The 20,284-nt window shown below is 34.6% G+C and carries 21 protein-coding genes and 1 pseudogene; 11 read left to right on the top strand and 11 right to left on the bottom strand.

Features of this window, described 5'->3' with window-relative positions; genetic code table 11:
* The first annotated feature begins 734 nt into the window (after nt 1-734).
* The 3 genes and pseudogenes from AB1280_RS03250 (at nt 735) to AB1280_RS03240 (ending at nt 2,552) form a co-directional block, all read left to right on the top strand.
* Nucleotides 735-1,564, top strand: a pseudogene (locus tag AB1280_RS03250) (helix-turn-helix domain-containing protein).
* A gap of 123 nt (nt 1,565-1,687) precedes the next feature.
* The gene (locus AB1280_RS03245) at nt 1,688-2,242 is read left to right on the top strand and encodes a hypothetical protein (RefSeq protein ID WP_429754859.1); all 555 of its coding nucleotides are present in this window, start codon (nt 1,688-1,690) and stop codon (nt 2,240-2,242) included.
* A gap of 151 nt (nt 2,243-2,393) precedes the next feature.
* Complete coding sequence (locus AB1280_RS03240; RefSeq protein ID WP_429754858.1) at nt 2,394-2,552, top strand: hypothetical protein; 159 nt, start codon at nt 2,394-2,396, stop codon at nt 2,550-2,552.
* 57 nt (nt 2,553-2,609) lie between these two features.
* Here the strand turns inward: AB1280_RS03240 and AB1280_RS03235 are convergent, their stop codons facing one another.
* A complete protein-coding gene (locus tag AB1280_RS03235; protein ID WP_429754857.1) occupies nt 2,610-3,059 on the bottom strand; it encodes a hypothetical protein in 450 nt (149 codons plus the stop codon).
* 629 nt (nt 3,060-3,688) lie between these two features.
* Between AB1280_RS03235 and AB1280_RS03230 the strand changes: the two genes are divergently transcribed.
* Nucleotides 3,689-3,826, top strand: a complete 138-nt coding sequence (locus AB1280_RS03230; RefSeq protein WP_429754856.1) for a hypothetical protein — start codon at nt 3,689-3,691, stop codon at nt 3,824-3,826.
* An 864-nt stretch (nt 3,827-4,690) separates the two neighbouring features.
* Complete coding sequence (locus AB1280_RS03225; RefSeq protein WP_429754855.1) at nt 4,691-4,846, top strand: DUF4021 domain-containing protein; 156 nt, start codon at nt 4,691-4,693, stop codon at nt 4,844-4,846.
* A 602-nt stretch (nt 4,847-5,448) separates the two neighbouring features.
* Here the strand turns inward: AB1280_RS03225 and AB1280_RS03220 are convergent.
* The 5 genes from AB1280_RS03220 to hflX all read right to left on the bottom strand — a co-directional run bounded on the left by AB1280_RS03220 (nt 5,449) and on the right by hflX (nt 11,068).
* Nucleotides 5,449-5,592, bottom strand: a complete 144-nt coding sequence (locus AB1280_RS03220) for a hypothetical protein (protein ID WP_429754854.1) — start codon at nt 5,590-5,592, stop codon at nt 5,449-5,451.
* Nucleotides 5,593-6,576: 984 nt separating this feature from the next.
* The gene (gene glnA / locus AB1280_RS03215) at nt 6,577-7,911 is read right to left on the bottom strand and encodes a type I glutamate--ammonia ligase (RefSeq protein WP_272188022.1); all 1,335 of its coding nucleotides are present in this window, start codon (nt 7,909-7,911) and stop codon (nt 6,577-6,579) included.
* 48 nt (nt 7,912-7,959) lie between these two features.
* Nucleotides 7,960-8,301: a MerR family transcriptional regulator gene (locus AB1280_RS03210; RefSeq protein WP_272188344.1), complete on the bottom strand. Its 342-nt coding sequence runs from the start codon at nt 8,299-8,301 to the stop codon at nt 7,960-7,962.
* Between the two features lie 222 nt (nt 8,302-8,523).
* Nucleotides 8,524-9,795, bottom strand: coding sequence for an aminotransferase class I/II-fold pyridoxal phosphate-dependent enzyme (locus AB1280_RS03205; protein WP_429754853.1), 1,272 nt, complete (start codon nt 9,793-9,795; stop codon nt 8,524-8,526).
* Nucleotides 9,788-11,068: a GTPase HflX gene (gene hflX, locus AB1280_RS03200; protein WP_429754852.1), complete on the bottom strand. Its 1,281-nt coding sequence runs from the start codon at nt 11,066-11,068 to the stop codon at nt 9,788-9,790. Before hflX ends, AB1280_RS03205 begins: the two co-directional genes overlap by 8 nt.
* A gap of 88 nt (nt 11,069-11,156) precedes the next feature.
* Here hflX and AB1280_RS03195 point away from each other — a divergent pair, with 88 nt between their 5' ends.
* The 3 genes from AB1280_RS03195 (at nt 11,157) to AB1280_RS03185 (ending at nt 12,251) form a co-directional block, all read left to right on the top strand.
* Nucleotides 11,157-11,780, top strand: a complete 624-nt coding sequence (locus AB1280_RS03195) for a trimeric intracellular cation channel family protein (protein WP_429754851.1) — start codon at nt 11,157-11,159, stop codon at nt 11,778-11,780.
* 186 nt (nt 11,781-11,966) lie between these two features.
* On the top strand, nt 11,967-12,110 hold the full coding sequence (locus AB1280_RS03190; protein ID WP_429754850.1) for a hypothetical protein: 144 nt from the start codon (nt 11,967-11,969) through the stop codon (nt 12,108-12,110).
* A gap of 6 nt (nt 12,111-12,116) precedes the next feature.
* On the top strand, nt 12,117-12,251 hold the full coding sequence (locus AB1280_RS03185) for a hypothetical protein (RefSeq protein WP_272188028.1): 135 nt from the start codon (nt 12,117-12,119) through the stop codon (nt 12,249-12,251).
* 39 nt (nt 12,252-12,290) lie between these two features.
* Here the strand turns inward: AB1280_RS03185 and spoVK are convergent, their stop codons facing one another.
* Nucleotides 12,291-13,247, bottom strand: coding sequence for a stage V sporulation protein K (spoVK, locus tag AB1280_RS03180; RefSeq protein ID WP_272188029.1), 957 nt, complete (start codon nt 13,245-13,247; stop codon nt 12,291-12,293).
* A gap of 120 nt (nt 13,248-13,367) precedes the next feature.
* Between spoVK and AB1280_RS03175 the strand changes: the two genes are divergently transcribed.
* Together AB1280_RS03175 and AB1280_RS03170 are read left to right on the top strand one after the other, a co-directional pair.
* Nucleotides 13,368-14,330 (top strand): tyrosine-type recombinase/integrase, encoded by a 963-nt coding sequence (locus tag AB1280_RS03175; RefSeq protein ID WP_429754849.1) that lies wholly within the window; start codon nt 13,368-13,370, stop codon nt 14,328-14,330.
* A 115-nt stretch (nt 14,331-14,445) separates the two neighbouring features.
* The gene (locus AB1280_RS03170; RefSeq protein WP_429754848.1) at nt 14,446-15,510 is read left to right on the top strand and encodes a collagen-like repeat preface domain-containing protein; all 1,065 of its coding nucleotides are present in this window, start codon (nt 14,446-14,448) and stop codon (nt 15,508-15,510) included.
* A 288-nt stretch (nt 15,511-15,798) separates the two neighbouring features.
* Here the strand turns inward: AB1280_RS03170 and hfq are convergent, their stop codons facing one another.
* Together hfq and miaA are read right to left on the bottom strand one after the other, a co-directional pair.
* Entirely contained in the window at nt 15,799-16,023 is a 225-nt protein-coding gene (gene hfq / locus AB1280_RS03165) for an RNA chaperone Hfq (protein ID WP_000813896.1), read from the bottom strand.
* A 24-nt stretch (nt 16,024-16,047) separates the two neighbouring features.
* A complete protein-coding gene (gene miaA / locus AB1280_RS03160) occupies nt 16,048-16,998 on the bottom strand; it encodes a tRNA (adenosine(37)-N6)-dimethylallyltransferase MiaA (protein ID WP_429754847.1) in 951 nt (316 codons plus the stop codon).
* A gap of 199 nt (nt 16,999-17,197) precedes the next feature.
* Between miaA and AB1280_RS03155 the strand changes: the two genes are divergently transcribed.
* Complete coding sequence (locus AB1280_RS03155; RefSeq protein ID WP_272188345.1) at nt 17,198-17,434, top strand: hypothetical protein; 237 nt, start codon at nt 17,198-17,200, stop codon at nt 17,432-17,434.
* Between the two features lie 193 nt (nt 17,435-17,627).
* Here AB1280_RS03155 and AB1280_RS03150 read toward each other — a convergent pair whose 3' ends face one another.
* Both AB1280_RS03150 and AB1280_RS03145 read right to left on the bottom strand, forming a co-directional pair.
* Nucleotides 17,628-18,368, bottom strand: a complete 741-nt coding sequence (locus AB1280_RS03150) for a DUF6385 domain-containing protein (RefSeq protein ID WP_429754846.1) — start codon at nt 18,366-18,368, stop codon at nt 17,628-17,630.
* A gap of 734 nt (nt 18,369-19,102) precedes the next feature.
* Entirely contained in the window at nt 19,103-20,266 is a 1,164-nt protein-coding gene (locus AB1280_RS03145; RefSeq protein WP_429754845.1) for an iron-containing alcohol dehydrogenase, read from the bottom strand.
* Nucleotides 20,267-20,284: the final 18 nt, after the last annotated feature.

Below are 20,284 nucleotides of genomic sequence, written 5' to 3'. Positions count from 1 at the left end.
TTAGTAATACTTCCAAGATTATTATTTTGCCAATCATGAGATAAACAACATCCTGATTTCCTTCTGCAACCAACAATTTTAATAAAATTCAAATTGTGTAAAACCTAAGCTCCCCTTATTTACTTATATTTGGGTACATTTACCAATATTATTCCTCAAAAATTTATGTTAAATTTACTTAGTCAAGTACGCCATTACTTGACAGATTACCCTAAGAAGTCCCGTATACCCCGGGGCTTCTTTTTTTGACTTAATCTACAAAATATTATATTCCCTTCATAGTGCATTACAATTAAAAAGTGTTTTATCCACAAAAAAAGCCCCCGATACCAGTAGTATCAAGGCCTCTTACTCTTAATAAAGCGTCATATATCGATCGCGTTCCCATTGGTGAACTTGCGTACAGAACAAACTCTAAGCCATAAATATAAATCAATATACATATAAAGTATTGATTTATCACCGCTCCGAAAATTAGATACCTCAAAACGAGTCGAAATACACTAAGAGAAACCGGGCATCTTTCGAGCAATTACCGGGCTTTTTTTCAAATAAAAATAAAAGAGCACGGCGTGTATATATCGTGCGCCAACACTTTATATACCGTCCGCCTACTCACGATAGGCAAACACCTGCTGTACTCTTACGCACTATTTTACAGTACGTAGAGGCTCCTAGCAACGGTTTGCTTACATTCTGTGTTGATTTTTGATTTATACAAAGAGGCCAATATAATGAAGAAACGCATCGATATTATAGCAAGTGAAGAATCCTTCCACAATCTTTCTACATTCAAAGAAATCGAAGAACTAAACAATACTATTCGTGCATATAGAGACATTATCCGTATGTCTGTTAAACGTTCCGATGTACAATCTAGACTCATTACATTACTTGAAATTTTAAAACGCCACAGCTGCAAGTATGTAGGTGTTAGTTTCCTATGCAAGAATTCGATTGCAGACAAGTTAGACGTATCTTATAAAACTGTACAACGTTTAATGAAGAAACTCGTTGACCTAGGCATTATCAAGCAAACCGAAATGAAACGTAGATCTGATATGCTGCAAACAGCAAACGATATTGTAATTCAACCTATTGTAGAAGAAGTGTCCAACAAGGCAATAGGAAAAAGTCCTGCAAAGTGTCCGACCATTAAAACAAAACCAGCTTCCTTAAAACAAAATATAAAAGATATAAACATACATAATAGTAATGAGGATAGCAATACTCCTGAAGAGAATATTAAATAAGCTGATTTTGTGCCTCATTGGGTACCAGAACGTTTTGTTTCTTTAACTAATTCTTTTATCATGAATCAAAAACAATACAAGAACTGTAGAAGGTTGTAAGATAGTGTAATAGAGTTGTTAATTATACAACAGGTGCTACAGCATTCAGCAAAGACCAGGAGCTTGCAATCAGCTTACAAGCTATTAAAGAGTTTGTTATGAAAATGAAAGCTAGGGTAAAGATACAGAATGGTATGTTCGCATATTTCAACGGTATTGTAAATAATTTAATGGACAAGTTCTATTTTGATAAAGAATTTATGAAAGCATAAAAAACCAAAATGCTAAACATTTAGAATTCAAAAAGTAAGGGGGAAATTCATATTATTTATTTAATTTACATTATGGTACAATATGTAAATTGATTACAATACTTTCTAAAAGGAGAATGCATAATGAAAGCAACGAAACTCGTATCATTAGCAATACCTATTCTATTATTAGTAGGTTGTGGGGTAGGTGATAAAGATTCTATCCCTAAGACTGAGGAAACTAGTAAAGCAATGTCGAAAACAGTAATATCTGAAAAACAGTATCCGTATTATATTTGTGAGCAATTGGTAGAGTTTCAATTCAAGAAGGATGAAATATTGTTAAAACTAGGAGAAGCATCAAAAGATACTAAGAAATATAAAGATGTATTTAAAACAGCAAACGATATGGATGAAGCCCTAGACCGTATGGAGAACATAATAGTACCTGATAAATACAAAGACATTCATAAACTCGTACAAGAAGGGATAACAGATGCAAGAAAAGGAACAAAGTTAATAAAAGACGCTGATAAAGACGATGGACTGAAGATTCAAGAGGCTGTATTAAAAAGTTCTCCACATATGTCAGGTGTAGATGGAGAACAGTGGAGAGAAGCAATTTATAAGTTAAATCAGGAAACCAAAGATGCCTACGCCAAAGCACTTGATAAGAAAATGGAAAAACATACAAAATAATAGAGTAACTTGTAATTATACATACAATCATTCAACTAATAAGGGGTAATAGAAATATGAAAGCAATGAAACTAATAAGTTTAGCACTTCCAATCATGTTATTAGGGGGGATGGAGCAGACAAAGCAGACAGCGAAAAAAAGAAAGCAAACGTGAAAGTAGAACAAAAGTCAGATGATAAATCAGTGAAAGTAAAAGCCGATAAAGACGTAAAAGAAACGAAAAGTACTAGAATTACTTCTATACTTGGCTTAAGTAAAGAATTAGAAAGCACATTATCTACAGAAGAATTAACAGAGTTACTTATGTAATGCTAAAGTTTAATACATAGTAAAAAAAACCGACTCAATTAAGAGCCGGCTTTTATTTTATTTAATCCAATGTACATATGACTCATCAAAATACATCCAACCTTCAACGTCTTCACTTGTTACATAAATCCAGTTCTCATAACGGTAATGTATGTCATATTCGGAACGCTTTGTAATTTTATTGATAACAATGTCACTAGTACTTGCACCTTTTCCCAAATTGATGTCAGTATCATTTACCCACACGACACCTTTTGATTTGTTATCTTTATTGATACTCGCTGTATCATCACGCATCCAATTTTCTGTGTTTACTCGATACCAGAAATGAGCACCATCATAAGACCACTCATAATACGTATGCCCTTGTCCTTTTGTGGCTTGACGCATGATAGATGCATTTACATTAGGTTCTTTACGAGTATTAGCTACATCAGCAGTTATCCCACAAGGTAATCCAATTAACCAAAGTAACCCTTCAGGAATTGTAAACTCAATATATATCATCTACACCACCTATGTAATTTGTGCATAATAAAAAGAAGAGCACCTGTTTCCCCAGGCACTCTTCTTTGGACAAGGGTGAAAATTTGGATTACGTGATTCCTTTTAACGAAAGTTAAGAGGTACAAGTAGTATATGCTCGTCCTTCTCAAAATGTGAAAAAGCACCCTTATTGAATGCTTTAATTTATTCAATAAGGCAATAATCTAAAAACTTGTATCCTGTTTATCTACTTCTTTCGCTTTAAGAAACTGAATCATAATGATTAAACAAATAAGTGTACCTACACCATAACCAACAAAGAAGCTTAACCATGTCATTTATACCATCTTTTCTCTATAACTATGTAATTTTCACATAATAAAAAGAAGAGCACCTGTTTCCGCAAGCGCTCTTCCTTGGGCAAGAAGGGATTACGAGATTCCTTTTAACAAAAGTTAAACGGTGTACAAGCAGTATATGCTCGTCCTTTGCAAAATGTGAAAAAAGCACCCGTATTAGATGCTTTGATATAACCCTTTAAAGTTTGGATTTTATTAAAAAAATATATAAAAAAGCATAGGAATTAGCATCCTTTTCCTGATACACATCCCAATGCGCGTTATGATAATTATAGAAAGAAAGATAGTACCGTGTATAAAAGAAAAAATGTTACACTTCCTTCTTGGTTAGAAGAACATGCAGCAAAGAAAAACGTCAATTTCTCTGAAATGCTTGTAGAAGCATTAGAACAACATTTGGGATTTAAAGATAAAAAGAATACACCATAAATGGACGCCATGAGCGTCCTTTTTTTTACATAATAAAAGAGCAACCGTACACCAGTTACCCTTTCGTCAAATCTTTATGTTATTACTATAATTCATTTTTTCAATAGTTTCGTCTCCTAGAAAGTACATTACTTAAAGGTTACCTACCAAAAGGTAAACTTATAATGCATTAACAAAGTTTATTATCTTTCTAATTTCAGCGTGCTTACGTTTTATATAATATGGACTATAATCCAAATCTAATGCTATTTGTTCTAATGTTATTCTTTCAACCTCACTTTTCACTCAAAAACGACAACCTCGTTAAATGTGTTTTTTTCCGTTTTAAGACGGTTTGCCATCCACAAGACCAAAAATTGCATTGAGAAAGAAAAATAACGCCAACTTACTATGTTTCTGACAGTTATTTCAGTGTCGAATACTGTCGATAAACAATTACAATAGCATTGACTAATTCTTTGACTCACATTATGTATAACTTTTCAAAATATGCATATGCTACAGTTAGGCTACTCCATGTACTTGTAACTGGCCTACCTTTCCCTCTCCAAGGGTGAGCAGTTAGCTTTTGCTGACTGCCTTTTTTCGTATAATATTTCACCATCTGCACATACTACAAATTGGTAGTAAAACTCCTTTCATTTTGATGAGATGTAAACGTTCTAAGTCCCTCATGGGCAAGTAGTTAGCAAATGCTAGCTACTCTTTTTTAATTCTTCGTCTCTTTTCATTCGCTTTAAACTGATTAATACATCATCTAATGTTCCTTTATTCCCCTTTTCTACAAAATGAATTTTTTATCATAAAATAAACGTTGAATGTTTATATCACTTTTAGACATCCTAAAAATAGGAGGTGATATATATGAATAACTCTAAAAAAGAAAAACATAATGTAACAAATAATAATGTGCTTGGTCTTGATTTAGATGAACAGGCTATGAACGGATTATACGGAATGCCTGAAACTGATATTGAGGACAAAGATCGCCGTAAAAAAAGTAATTCACAAAATATCTAATACATATCAGATATCACATAAAGGCTACCCCTTAAGTCCATTCTCTAATGGTGAGAGGTTAACTTTTTTCGTATAATATTTCACCATCCCCACATACTACAGATAAGCTGTTTTAGCAGCCTAGTCCAGTTTTCTTTCTCTTAACCCTTTTTAGAGAGCAGTTAGCTTTTGCTAGCTGCTCCTTTTTTTAATTTGGACGACTTTTTTTAGTTTTCACGCACATTTAAATAAGAAAAACATAAATTATATTATGCTTTCACTAAATGCATTTCTTTTCACACCTTATTTTTTCATGCACATTCCTTAAAAAAGGGCACTTATAAATGAACTGCACCCCAATTGTTAGACACCGTCTAACAATTGGGGTGCAGTTCACTTGAGAGGGCTTTCTATTTTATTCATTAATTCTCGTGAAAAAGGATCTTCTAAGTATCTAAATGCAATCGCCTCTTCTTTTGTCATTTCTCTTACATAAATTGATTCCTCTGATGTCAATGGTTCTAATAATACCAATCCCGACATATTTCTATATACTTTCCTGAAATTCACTTTATCTTCCTCGCTCAGAAGTTTACTAAGAAATAGTTCAACAGGAACAGGTGTTAAAAAATTTTATTTTCATCAATAAAATTAATATCTATGCTGCTATCAATTTCTCGAATATAAAATAAGAAATTTCCATCTAGCTGAGATGCTTGTACTAAGTATGCTGTTATCTCTTGTTTATCGATTACTGTCAACTCCACTAAGATCATCCCCTTAATTGTTATTTTGTGTGAAATTTTAACAATTAAATATTGAGAATGTGTAAAATTATGGTTCAATTTATTTATAAAATGTGGGCGGTTCCCCATGACCTTCAACTTAAGAGATCTTAATAACCTCAAATACAAAAAGCGTTATTCCTTTAGTAAAAATATACATAAAGGATGACATTTTTATGGAGTGTGTGAAAAAGGATCGTTCCATTTTCATGAAGTAGGCTTTTTGCTTCATTTCGTAATGTTGATATTGTATTCAGTCCTTTCTGTATATTATAATAACACCACATCATTTGGTATTATTAGGAATATATATGGTGATAAGGGATGTATTTGACTAAAAAGAAGGAGTATACATAATGAAAGCAAAGAAACCGGTAACATTCGCATTACCAATTATGTTATTAGGTGGTAAACAAGTAAGAAAGATGAGCCTAAGAAAAAAGAAACAAACAAAGTAGAATAGGAAACGAAAAAAGAAGATAACTTATCCGTAGCAAAAGGTACTTTTAGTTCTTCTAGTTCTACTTCAAAAGAAGATAATCCGTTACTTAGGGGAGATAACGGTGAAAATTTAAGAATAAACTCTAAGTATGCACCTAACTTTAAAACGGATAAGACGAACAGTACAGATGTAGTAAAATACACAGCAGACATCGTATCCTATTCTATGGACGTTGCAGGTACGTTAGACCTAATAAATAAGATTTCAAATTCAGATACAAAGTCATTCAAAGAGAAGAAGAGTGAACTGACTTTAAGTTTAGGAGGGGCAAAGGCACAATTAGGTAAACTAAGAAACCTAAAAGCACCTACTGGATTTGAGGAACATATGCGGAATATCTTAGAATGATTTTCTAGATATTTGCGGGCATTTTGTGGGCATCAATTTGAATTACTAAAATTATAGTTATTTTACCCATAAAAAGAAAAAAGCCCCGATACTAGTAGTATCAAGGCTTCCAACTCTTAGTAAAGAGTCATATATTGATCGCGTTCCCATTGGTGAACTTGCGTACGGAACATATCCCACTCAATTTCTTTCGCTTCGATAAAGTGCTCAAGTAAGTGTTCTCCTAATGCACCGCAAACGATTTCGTTCGATTTTAATTCATTTAGTGCTTGTGCTAATGTAGCTGGTAAATCAATAATGCCTGCTTTTTCACGTTCTTCTGGAGTCATTACATAAATATTGCGATCTACCGCAGGTGGTACCGCAAGTTTATTTTTAATTCCATCAAGACCTGCTGCTAATAATACAGCCATTGCTAAATATGGGTTTGCAGCTGGATCAACGCTACGTACTTCTACACGTGTACTTACACCGCGAGATGCAGGGATACGGATTAATGGGCTACGGTTTTGCGCAGACCATGCTACGTAACAAGGCGCTTCATATCCAGGTACTAAACGTTTATAAGAGTTTACAGTTGGGTTTGTTACAGCTGTAAAGCTTGGTGCATGTTTTAAAATACCTGCGATGAAATAACGAGCATCATCACTTAATTGTAAATCACCATTTTGATCATAGAATACGTTCTCACCATTTTTGAATAGTGATAAGTTACAGTGCATACCAGAACCGTTTACACCAAATAGCGGTTTTGGCATAAATGTCGCGTGTAAACCGTGTTTACGCGCGATTGTTTTTACAACCAGTTTAAACGTTTGGATGTCATCACATGCTTTAATTGCACTTGCATATTTGAAGTCAATTTCATGTTGTCCTGGTGCAACTTCATGGTGAGATGCTTCAATTTCAAAACCCATTTCTTCAAGTTCAAGAACGATATCACGACGGCAGTTTTCGCCTAAATCCATTGGAGCAAGGTCGAAATATCCGCCATTATCATTTAATTCTAATGTTGGATTTCCTTTTTCATCTACTTTAAATAAGAAAAACTCCGGCTCTGGCCCAAGATTGAAATCAGTGAAGCCTAGTTCTTCCATTTCTTTTAACATACGTTTTAAGTTGTTACGTGGATCACCATCAAACGGCGTACCGTCTGCATTGTAAATATCACAAATTAATCTCGCTACTTTTCCTTTTTCAGCAGTCCATGGGAAGACTACCCATGTATCTAGGTCTGGATATAAGTACATGTCAGATTCTTCGATGCGCACAAATCCTTCAATAGAAGATCCGTCAAACATCATTTTGTTATCTAGAGCTTTTGTTAACTGACTAACTGGAATTTCTACGTTTTTAATACTTCCTAAAAGATCCGTAAATTGTAAACGGATATACTTTACATTCTCTTCTTTCGCTAAACGGAAAATATCTTCTTTTGTGTACTTTGCCATTTTCAATTCCTCCTTAGTCCCTCTAAACATTCTCAAAATTATCAATCATTAATGAAAAAATCTTGAAATATCACCTTGTCGTAAAGATGTTCGATTAAATCTACCTGTATGTTGCAGCTCATCTCGAAGAATTTTACGAAGCTCAGTTTTCGAAATTTCCTTTACTTCTTCTCTTACTTGTATCACTTCTGATTGATTTTCCTTCATTAATAGTACTTGCTTAATACCAGCCATGTTTAAACCTTGATCTAACAAGTCTTTAATCTCTAACAATTTATCTACGTCGTTAAATGAAAATAATCTACGATTTCCTTTTGTACGGGTTGGGGAAATCAATTTATGTTCTTCATAGTAACGAATTTGACGCGCAGATAACTGTGTTAAATCCATAACTATACTTATCGGAAACAGCGGAGCAGAACGTCGATCCTGTTGTGTCACTTCAGTTCCTCCTTCGCCTTAACTTGATTCTCATTTTATATCATGTTATGTTTCATGTCAACATATGTTAGCTTTTCTAACATGATTTTTTATTATTTTTTTCACTTCTATTAAAATGTCTCAATTCCTTACTTATATACAAAAAAAGCTGCCAAAATTGGCAGCTTTCGTTTATGAAATTACTAATAGATTTTTTTCAATTAGCATATCAATAGCAGAACAAATCGCAATCTTCACATGTGAATACGTTAAACCACCTTGCACATAAGCAACATAAGGCGGACGAATTGGACCATCTGCTGATAATTCAATACTCGCACCTTGAATAAACGTACCCGCAGCCATAATTACATCATCTTCATACCCCGGCATATAATTCGGATACGGTGTAAAATGCGAATTAATAGGTGATGCATATTGAATCGCTTGGCAAAATGCAATCATACGTTCTTTATCATCAAATTGAACCGATTGTATTAAATCTGTTCGCGGCGCATCCCAAGTTGGTGATGTATTCATACCAAGCTTCTCTAAAAAAGCTGCTGTAAAAATCGCACCTTTTAATGCTTGACCAGCAACATGAGGCGCTAAGAAAAAACCTTGATACATCTCTTGTAAACTATATAAAGATGCACCAGCTTCCGCTCCGATACCTGGAGACGTTAAACGATATGCGCACGCTTCTACATATTGCTCTTTCCCAACGATGTAACCTCCCGTTTTCACGATACCGCCACCCGGGTTTTTAATTAGTGAACCAGCCATTAAATCTGCACCAACATGACAAGGTTCTAGCTCTTCGATAAATTCTCCGTAGCAGTTATCTACAAACACAACAACATCCGGTTTAATTTCTTTTACAAATGCAATCATTTCTTTAATTTCAGCAATTGTAAATGATGGGCGAGTTGCATAGCCCTTTGAACGTTGAATTCCAATCATTTTTGTATTTTCATGGATTGCCGCTTGTACTGCAGCAAAATCAACACGCCCCTCTTCCGTTAAAGTAACTGCCTGATAACCAATATTATACTCTTTAAATGAGCCAACACCTTTTCCGCGAACACCAACAATTTCTTCTAACGTGTCATATGGCTTCCCAGTTATATATAACAATTCATCACCAGGGCGTAAAATCCCAAATAACGCTGTAGAGATTGCGTGAGTTCCAGAAATAATTTGCGGACGTACAAGGCCTGCTTCCGCTCCAAATACATCAGCATACACTTTTTCTAACGTATCACGGCCGATATCATCATAGCCATATCCTGTTGTTGGAATAAAATGCGCGTCACTAATTTTATGATTACGAAAACTTTCCAGCACACGAAATTGATTACTTTCAATTACTTCCTCAATATGTTTATGTATATCTGCAATTTGCATTTCTACTTCTTTTACAATTGGGGCAATCTTTTCCCCATTCTTCAATCGATTAAACATCTTCTTTCTCTTCTCCTTTTCTCGTTGAATATTTATATATTGGGCCGTTTAGCGGAGAATGAGCAAATATATACCCTGTACATTCGAATGCTTGCTCCTCTTCTTGAAACGTCATAGCTGTTAATACTGTTTCCGTTTTTAAAAGTGTCAACAATCTGCCTTCGTGCGCCGGAATTATTAATTCATACGAATCCATCCGTCTCATCATTTCTATTTCTACAACTTCTTTTAATTTTTCTAAATCTACCGAATTAAACGCACTCGTCATAATAAAATCATTCTTCGGAAACGGAATAAAGTTGGGATGTAACTTATCTTTTTTATTGTACACAGTAATAATCGGAATGTGATCAAGTTCAAGATCTTGCAATAATTTTCCCACAGTCTCTTCATGCCCTATATAATTCGGATCAGCCGAATCAATCACATGCAAAATAACATCTGCTTCATTTACTTCTTCTAACGTAGAACGAAACGCTGCAACTAAAGACGTCGGTAAATCTTGAATGAATCCAACTGTATCTGTTAATAACACCGTATAACCACACGGCAATTGCATTTTACGCGTTGTCGGGTCAAGTGTTGCAAACAATAAATCTTCTTCAAACGTATCAGCAGCTGTTAATCTGTTAAATAGCGTAGATTTTCCCGCATTTGTGTAACCAACTAAAGAAACCTGAAAAACTTGATTTTCTTTACGCCGCTCACGATATCTCTTACGGTGCTCTACCACACCAGAAAGTTGTCTTTTTATTTCATCGATACGAGAGCGAATATGACGGCGATCCGTTTCTAATTTCGTTTCTCCCGGACCTCTTGTTCCAATCCCACCACCAAGACGAGATAACGCTTGCCCCTGTCCTACAAGACGAGGCAATGCATATTGAAGCTGAGCGAGTTCCACTTGCAATTTACCCTCTCTGGACTTCGCGCGCTGAGCAAAAATATCTAGTATAAGCTGTGTACGATCAATAACTCTTGCATCTAACTGTGCCGATAAATTTCGAATTTGACTTGGTGTTAATTCATTATTAAAAATGATAACATCTGGCTCTAATTCTTCTGCAAGTAGAGAAAGTTCTTCTAACTTCCCTTTTCCAATATACGTCGCTGAATGAAACTTAGTACGTTTTTGGACCGCCATAACTAACACTTCTGCTTGTGCTGTTTTTGCTAATGATGCTAATTCTTCCATCGAATGTTCAAAACGTTCTTCATCATCTTCAGGTAATTGACAGCCAACTAGTATCACTTTTTCTTTTTTTTCTAACAAATATCCTCACTCATCCTTTTCGAAAATTAAACCTTCTAATATAATAGCAGAGTAAGAACATTTCATCTAGTTAGTGAGGGAGAATTTCATGGCATGGGATTTATTTAGCATCATTGGTACAATTGCATTCGCATTAAGCGGAGCAATCATCGCGATGGAAGAGGAATACGATATTTTCGGGGTTTATATTTTAGGGATGGCAACCGCGTTTGGGGGAGGCGCACTGCGAAATTTATTAATCGGCTATCCAATTGTTGCGTTTTGGAAACAAGATATGTTATTTCAAATTGCACTATTATCAATAACTATTATCTTTTTATTTCCGAACAAACTTATTAAGCATTGGAAGCGTTGGGAAAATATTACCGATGCAATTGGTTTATCCGCATTTGCAATTCAAGGTGCACTATATGCACAAAAACTAAATTTACCAATTAGCGCAACAATTGTAGCATCCGTCTTAACAGGAATCGGCGGCGGTATTATCCGTGATTTATTAGCCCGTCGAAAGCCACTTGTACTACGGGCAGAAGTTTACGCACTTTGGACAATTTTAGCTGGATTTTTAATTGGGGCTAAAATTATTGTGAGCGACTGGGCATTGTATGTATTATTCGTTCTTATCGTATGTTTCCGTATGATTTCTCTCTATTACAAATGGCACCTACCACATCGTAGTGTAGAAAAGATCGAACATTTCACTGAGAGATAACAAATGAACCCTTTACTTTTTTTGTAGAGGGTTTTTCTATTTTCCCCTATCCCAATCAAAAAAACCTTCCACTTAATCCTCCTTGTCATCATTAGAAACGAAAAATACCACTCATGAAAGTATTATTTTATTGCATGTTTTTTGTACATATCCGCAAATACTATTTCTTAAAGAGAGGTGAAACAAATGACAAAGCATGTAAATAAAGGCGCACAAAAAAGTTCCGTAGATCAATTTGGACATGATCTAAATTCTTCATACGAAAAAAGCAAAAAAATGGAACGTTATCACAAAGCATATCAACAAAAAGAAAAAGAAGAACAGGAGTGAGATAATATGGCAAAAGGAAACAACAAACGTAATCGCGGACAAAGTAGTAGCGTTAATCCTCAAGGACTCGCTTCAGATGTGGCAGATCAAAGTCCAAAAAGCCAATTAGAACAGCGTGCAAAAACAAAAAATACGAAATAAAACACGAAGCGTAACGCTTCGTGTTTTATAATAAATAATTTATGAACCGTGTACTTCTTCTTCAAGGGTTAAATCACTACTAGAGATGGTTATTAAATCATATTTATCGTACGCTTCTTCCTGAAGTAGCCTCATTGCTTGTGTACGAATGGACTTTTCCACAATATTACGAACGTAACGCCCATTGCTAAAAGAAGTAATATGCGATGAATATTTTACGGCATTTAAATGATCACGAAGATTCCACTCCGCCTCTTTTGATAATTGGTACTCTCTTTCTTCGTACATTCGCTTTCCTATTTCTAATAGTTGATTGACTGTGTAATCTGAAAACTCAATAATGAAAGGAAAGCGAGATTGTAACCCCGGGTTGAGTGAAAGGAAATGGTTCATCTCACGTGAGTACCCTGCTAAAATGAGTACAAAAGCATGCTGTTTATCTTCCATATGTTTTACGAGCGTATCAATTGCTTCTTTTCCAAAATCTTTTTCTCCCCCACGCGCAAGCGAATACGCCTCATCAATAAACAAAATCCCCCCCATTGCTTTTCGAATGAGATCACGCGTTTTTTGTGCCGTATGCCCTATATATTCACCAACTAAATCTGCCCGTTCCGCTTCTACTAAATGTCCTTTCGATAACACATTCATTTCAAATAATAATTTCCCAATCATTCTAGCAACAGTTGTTTTTCCCGTCCCCGGATTGCCTTTAAATAACATATGAAGGACTTGTTTTTCTGATTTCAACCCCATTTCTTGCCGTTTTTTATTTACATAAATCCATGCATAAATTTCTTTTATAATTTTTTTGATTTCCTGCATTCCCACAAGCTTGCTCATTTCTTCTTCAATTCGCTGTAACATTTCATGTTTTGTAACAGTTTCATCTGAAAGATTTTGCTTTTGTTCTGGAGAAGAAACAGAAATTTTCTTTCGGTGATTTAGCACAATGTTAATTTGGTTATTATTCTTCTTTCGCATCGACTGTTCCATTCAATCACCTCATCTTTTATCATCTCACTGACGAATATTGTCAACATTTGCGCTTTCCCAAGAAATAAACATTTTCTGAAAATTTTTGTTATAATGTAAGAAAACTAGGGAGGTGGGACTATGTCAACAAAAGAACTTACTGATACAGTACAGGCTTTCTCCGCTTATTTATTAATCAAGGGACGAAAACCTTCGACCATTAAACGATATGTCTACGACATCGAAGATTTTGTTTATTGGTTACAAAAGAACAAAAAAATTTCTTCTAATAATATATGGGAGACTCTTTGTCCAAAAGACTATGAAGATTATTTTTCAGACTTAAAAATAAAACGTCATTACTCTGAAAAAACAATGCACCGTGTGTTTATTGTATTAAATCGACTGTATCATTTTTTAAACTTACCTAGTCCACTAAAAGATATGGAACTTGTTATACAACCAGATCGTACATTGCGAGATGAAGATTTCATTTCGTCACAAGAAGAACAGAGTTTGAAATATATATTAACTTCTTTAGAGGGGCTGTCAGATAAACAACGCCCTGTACGTCCATTACTTATGGATCGAAACGTATGTATTATAATGCTGCTGCTCGATTACGGTTTATCATTACAAGAACTCATCTCCTTGCATATGCATCACGTTCATTTTGAAAACAATACATTATCTATTCCCGCTGTATCTGGAATAGAACGAGTTATTACATTGACAGAAGAAGATAAAAAAAAGCTATATCATTACTATAAAAACATCCCCGAGCCAGTACGCCCAAAATACCATAGCACAGATCCACTATTTGTAGCCTTTGATTTTAACCGAAATACATTCCGTTGGGTGTATGAAAATGACGCTCCAAAGGGATTAACAGAAATTTCAGTCCAAAAAATGATTCGACTTGAAGTAGCGCGTGCAGGGTTACGTAAAGGTATCTCTGGTCAGCATTTACGCAATACATTTATATTACGCCTCATCCAAAAACATGTTCCGGAACAAGAAATTATAAAACGAATTGGTTTTAAATCAAAAATTTCATTAAAGAGATATTATAACTATGCAAAGCAAAAAGAAAACGCCTCGTAATAGGCGTTTTTATTATTTTTTATAGCAATAACCCGTCTCCTTATTCCTTTTTATACATTACTTGCATCTACTAAGATAGAGTTTTTCACACCGACAATTAGGAAGGAGATTTTCCATGCCTTATTTTATTGATAATGAGAAAAATTTTTCAGTTCCTTATTTCCCAATACACCCCCACCGAATTCCAGCCGTTTATTACACTCACGCTTCTGAACCATACGTCAACCGTTTTCAAAAAACACTTAGCGACTTAACCCGTATGATTCCATCAATATTTTCAAACCCATCACAACATAACATAAAGAAACTTATAAACATATTAGACGCAATAAAAGGAAATCTAAAACATTTAAACATAGCACCAACACAGCAGAAAAGCGGCATTAGCATTACTAGTAGTTTAATTACTATTTTGAATAGCCAACCATTTTTAACGAATTCAGTATATGTTGAATTGCAAAATTTACTCAACTTTTCGCTGTCTATCACAAAATCATTTAAGATGAACCGTTATGTATTAAAAAATATCCTTGAGCAAACAAAAAAGTTACAAATAAATTTACTACAAACTATGCCAATCGGAATGAATGATCAGCTTCAAGATGAGCAAGAGTATAAAGACGAATACCATACACAAGAGGAATTTGAGTTTCTAGATGAGCATCGCCCGCAAAATGAACTAGAACTTTTAGATGAGCATTGCCCACAAAATGAACTGGAACTTTTAGATGAACACTGCTCACAAAATGAACTGGAACTTTTAGATGCGCACTGCCCACAAAATGAACTGGAACTTTTAGATGCGCATTGCCCACAAAATGAACTGGAACTTTTAGATGCGCATTGCCCGCAAAATGAACTGAAACTTTTAGATGAGCACTGCCCACAAAATGAACTGGAACTTTTAGATGAGCACTGCCCACAAAATGAACTGGAACTTTTAGATGAGCACTGCCCACAAAATGAACTGGAACTTTTAGATGCGCACTGCCCACAAAATGAACTGGAACTTTTAGATGAACACTGCCCACAAAATGAACTGGAACTTTTAGATGCGCACTGCCCACAAAATGAACTGGAACTTTTAGATGCGCACTGCCCACAAAATGAACTGGAACATCAAGAAAAGCAACTTCAAGAGAATAAGGAAGAGCTAATCTCCCTACATTTACCTGTGTAATAATATCCACACCTTCACAAGCCGTAAAGTTGACTCAAAATGTTCACCCTAACATCTTTTCCAACATAAGTTTTCAGTAAATAAAATACATTTCTAGTTATTGAAAGGGATATATTTTTTGACTTTCAACATCATTTTATAAATCATCCTTGCTATTTTCGCACTTTCATTCCTTAGAAACATAACAAAACATCTAAATTCTCTATCTCCTAACTAGATTTCGATGTATTTTTTAGAAATAAAAAAAGAGCGAATCATTCGCTCTTTTTACTATGTACAATTCTTTTACTATTCTAATTCGATTGAAACGTTCTTTTGTGGAACAAATGTAGAAATCGCATGTTTATAAATAAGCTGTTGCTTACCTTCTGTTTCCAACAATACAGTAAAATTATCGAATCCTTTAATTAAACCACGAAGTTGGAAGCCATTTAATAAGTACAGCGTGACAAACGTATTCTCTTTACGGAGTTGGTTTAAAAATTGATCTTGAATATTGATTGATTGCTTCATGTCGAATCCTCCTCTTTTTCTCTATTACTTATTATTCGCCTTAAGTTTTAGCTTTCCTTCTGTATACTGTAAAATTTCTTGATTTTTTTCACCACTTGTAACGTCAAACCACTCAACATTCATTTTATTACGGAACCAAGTTAATTGTCGTTTTGCGTAGCGGCGGGAATTCATTTTCAAAGCGGTTATCGCTTCTTCTAATGAGATTTTTCCATCAAAGTATTCATATAGCTCTTTATAACCAATCGCTTGAATGGATTGACAATCTCGAATTCCTTCTTCGTACAGGTGCTTAACTTCCGCTAATAAACCTTGCTCCATCATAATGTCTACACGTAAATTAATGCGACTATATAATAAATCTCGATCCATTGTTAAACCAATTAAAGCAACGTGATATAACAATTCATTTTCTTGTTGCTCTAATTGATCACTCATCTTCTGCCCTGTTGTATGAAAAATTTCTAAAGCACGAATGACACGCCTCACATTATTTGGATGAATGCGCTTTGCACTTATCGGATCAACTTCTTCTAGCTTTCCATGTATAAACTCTACACCATGTTCCTCTGCTAATTGTTCTAACTGTTTACGGTACGCATGATCTCCTGGTTCATCAGAAAACTGGTAATCATATAACACAGACTGTATATATAAACCTGTTCCACCAACAATTATAGGTAATTTACCACGCTTTGCAATATCTGCTATATGACCGCGTACAAGCTCTTGAAACTCAGCAACGGAAAATGCATCTTCTGGATGTTTTATATCAATCATATAATGCGGAATTCCGTCCATCTCTTCTTCTGTAACTTTCGCCGTACCTATATTCATACTACGATAGATTTGCATGGAATCGCCGCTTATAATCTCTCCATTTAACGCTTTTGCCAATTCAATGCTAAGCTTCGTTTTTCCAACTGCAGTTGGTCCAATAATAACAACAACTTTATCCTGCTTTTCTTCTCCCATATACTCCAACTCTCTTTATGTATAGTTATACATCTGATTATTATATCCAATCTTACCAATTTTAATAGTTAAAATGCAAGTAATCTTATTACAGTAATTGAAATTATATATTTTTGTTAAAAATACAATCTATTTTGCATGTTTTGTTCACTCACTTCATATACATGATAAAAACCAAAATGGAGATGATATGATGAGAATTGGACAAGCTACTTTTGATTTTCGCTCGTTGTCAGAAGAGTTAATTTTAGCAACCGCAACAAAAGAAAAGAACTGCTCTCAGGAAGAGTTATACTTTGCGCTAAATTGTATTCTGCGTTCATTCCATACGTTACTTACAAATGAAGAAACAAATATAAAAACTAACGAATATACACAATCACAGTTTTGCGCTGCATATAACATCTTAACAGGACAAACGATATATCCATTCTAAATAATCTCCTCACTATATCTTATTGTTTAATGGGCTTGTCCATGAATGTTTCAAAGTGGCTTTTAGGTTCATCACGTTCCCTTTTGCCACTTCATATACATAATTTATATTATAATATACTTCTCTTCACTAATTCTCGTCTCATCATCATTTTTTCATTTCATAATAATGAACTATTAGTTATATCTAAATATTACCCTAGCGTTTGCCCTTGCAAGTAAACAGTGACCTCTCCAGTTCCTTTCCCCTTTACAACAACTTTTGCATATTTAAGAAAACGAACTGGAGAAATTGTTTCCATTTGAAGAGGCTCAATCTTAAATGGAATCGTATCTGTGAAGTAATGAACAGAGTCCGGGCTAATTTGTACATACGTTTCAATAGCATCATTTGTATTATTAATAACCGCAAAAGAATAACCATTTAACTCTGAAACATCAAATATTACAAAGTCCCCATCTTCTTGATGAATGTGTAAAATAACTTCTCGATTGAAAAACATTTTTCTCATTATTTGCCCATCAACAGCTAAAGGTGAAAAGCAATTCATGGAGCCCAAGTGCTTATATTTTTCATACATCTTACTTCTTCTTCCATATTTATCCTCTTTTAATTTCCCTTCTTCTTCACTTTTTACACGATATTCCTTTGTTAATATAAATCCTTCATCGTCCACTCTTAACGGTCTTACTTCGTCATTCTCTGTTATTCCATATAAAAATAAGATTTGTTCTTCTACTCCTTCATCTCGCATCCCATTTCTTTGGCTCTCTGCACTTTCTTCTCGTAATGCTATCTGTTTTGTCATCGTTCCAGATTGTAATGGAGGAGGTAAAATAGGTTTATTTTTCTTTTGAGCTGTAAACGGTGAAAAAATCTTCTTTTTCCCTTTCTCTCCATTACTCTTATTCGATGATTCCTTTTTACCTGCCACCTATATCACCTTCTTTATCCATTTTCCGAAAAACCGCTATTTAATATGGATATACAGAAATACTTTTAGCAAACGGCACCAGTAATACATGCAACGATTTTCGATACGTTCTCTCAATGATAAGGAGCACAAGACAGAATAATCATAAATTAATCACTCTTCTACTTGCTGAGTACCCAAATCCCCATAATTTTTTCCAATTATTTCATAGCCAAAGAACCGCTAATCATCAATGTACTGTAACAATGAAATTCCTCCCGATTTACCCTTTTAAATATTCAAATTTTTTACATCACATACGTTTATAACAGTGAAGACAATTTTTTAATTCCAGCTAAAATCTCTTGATAAGCGGGAGTAATACATATATATATAAATATGCACCGCAGCCTACAAATAACATGTATATGTAAAATTTTTATAAACTTTTAGATTCATTCAACAATATCCAAAAGTTTATTCCGCATTAACAGAAAGTAAGACCCCACTGATGGAAGTTCCACTTTATCAAAAATCCTATGTTACCTAACGCAAACATATCTAAGTAATATTAATGTTTCCAAACAGAAACGAAGAGAAGAGAGATATCACCAAATCTTAAACTCTTTATGCCCATATATTACACTTACTGCTACTGTAGGAACTAGTTCTCTCACCACTTCTGCAAATATTATGTGACAGGAATATAAACAAATAAAAAAACACCTCTCTAAAGAAGAAGTGTTTTTGTTTGTTTATAACGATGCTTGATAAATCTTTACAACATCTTGTTTATCTAATTTTTTAAACTGTCCGAACTCACCATATGCCATGGTTTTTTCTGCCATAACATCAATTTGTTCTTCACCAATTTTATAATCCGCTAAACGAGACGGCGCCCCAATAGATGTCCAAAATTGACGCAATGCTTCAATTCCTTCTAACGCTATGTCAACATCAGTTTTATCTTCAGTTTGAACATGAAATACTCGAATCGCAAATTGTTTAAAACGATCAACATTTTCATGTAAAACATGTTTCATCCAGTTCGGGAATAAAATCGCTAAACCACCGCCATGCGGAATATCGTACACCGCTGAAACAGCATGTTCAATGTTATGCGTTGCCCAGTCTCCACGTATGCCCATTGCCAAAATACCATTTAACGCCATTGTACCGCAATATAAAATCGTTTCACGATGCTCATAACTTTCTAAATCGTGTAGCAGCTTCGGAGCTGCCTCAATGACCGTTTGTAAAATAGATTCACAGTAGCGATCCTGCAATGCTGTATTTGTACCTTGATGAAAATATTGCTCGAGTACATGCGACATAATGTCAACAATACCGTAAATTGTTTGGTTTCGTGGTACAGATATCGTATGGTTCGGATCTAAAATAGAAAATTGCGGAAATGTGACTGGACTCCCCCAGCCATACTTTTCATTTGTTTCCCAATTTGTAATAACTGAACCCGCATTCATTTCAGAGCCTGTTGCCGCTAAAGTTAGCACTGTTCCAAAAGGTAATGCTTCTTTTGCAAAAACCTTTTTCGTAACAAGATCCCACGCATTTCCATCATACTTGCTGCCAGCCGCAATAGCTTTTGTGCAGTCTATTACACTTCCACCGCCCACAGCTAAAATAAACTCGACATCATTTTCTTTACAAATTTGAATCCCTTTATTTACTGTTGATAAACGAGGATTGGGTTCCACACCACTTAACTCAAAAATTTCTGCATCTATTTCTTTTAACATAGATATCACGTTATCATAAATCTCATTTTGTTTAATACTTCCACCACCATATACGAGTAACACCTTTTTCCCGTATTGAGGTATTTCTAATTTCAATTGTTCTAATTGACCTTTTCCAAAAATAAGCTTTGTTGGATTACGAAACACAAAGTTTTGCATACACTTCATCCTTTCTAG

It is taken from the genome of Bacillus sp. S10(2024) (assembly GCF_050473865.1).
In the GTDB taxonomy this organism is placed as follows: domain Bacteria; phylum Bacillota; class Bacilli; order Bacillales; family Bacillaceae_G; genus Bacillus_A.
This window is presented reverse-complemented; position numbering and strand designations above follow the sequence as displayed.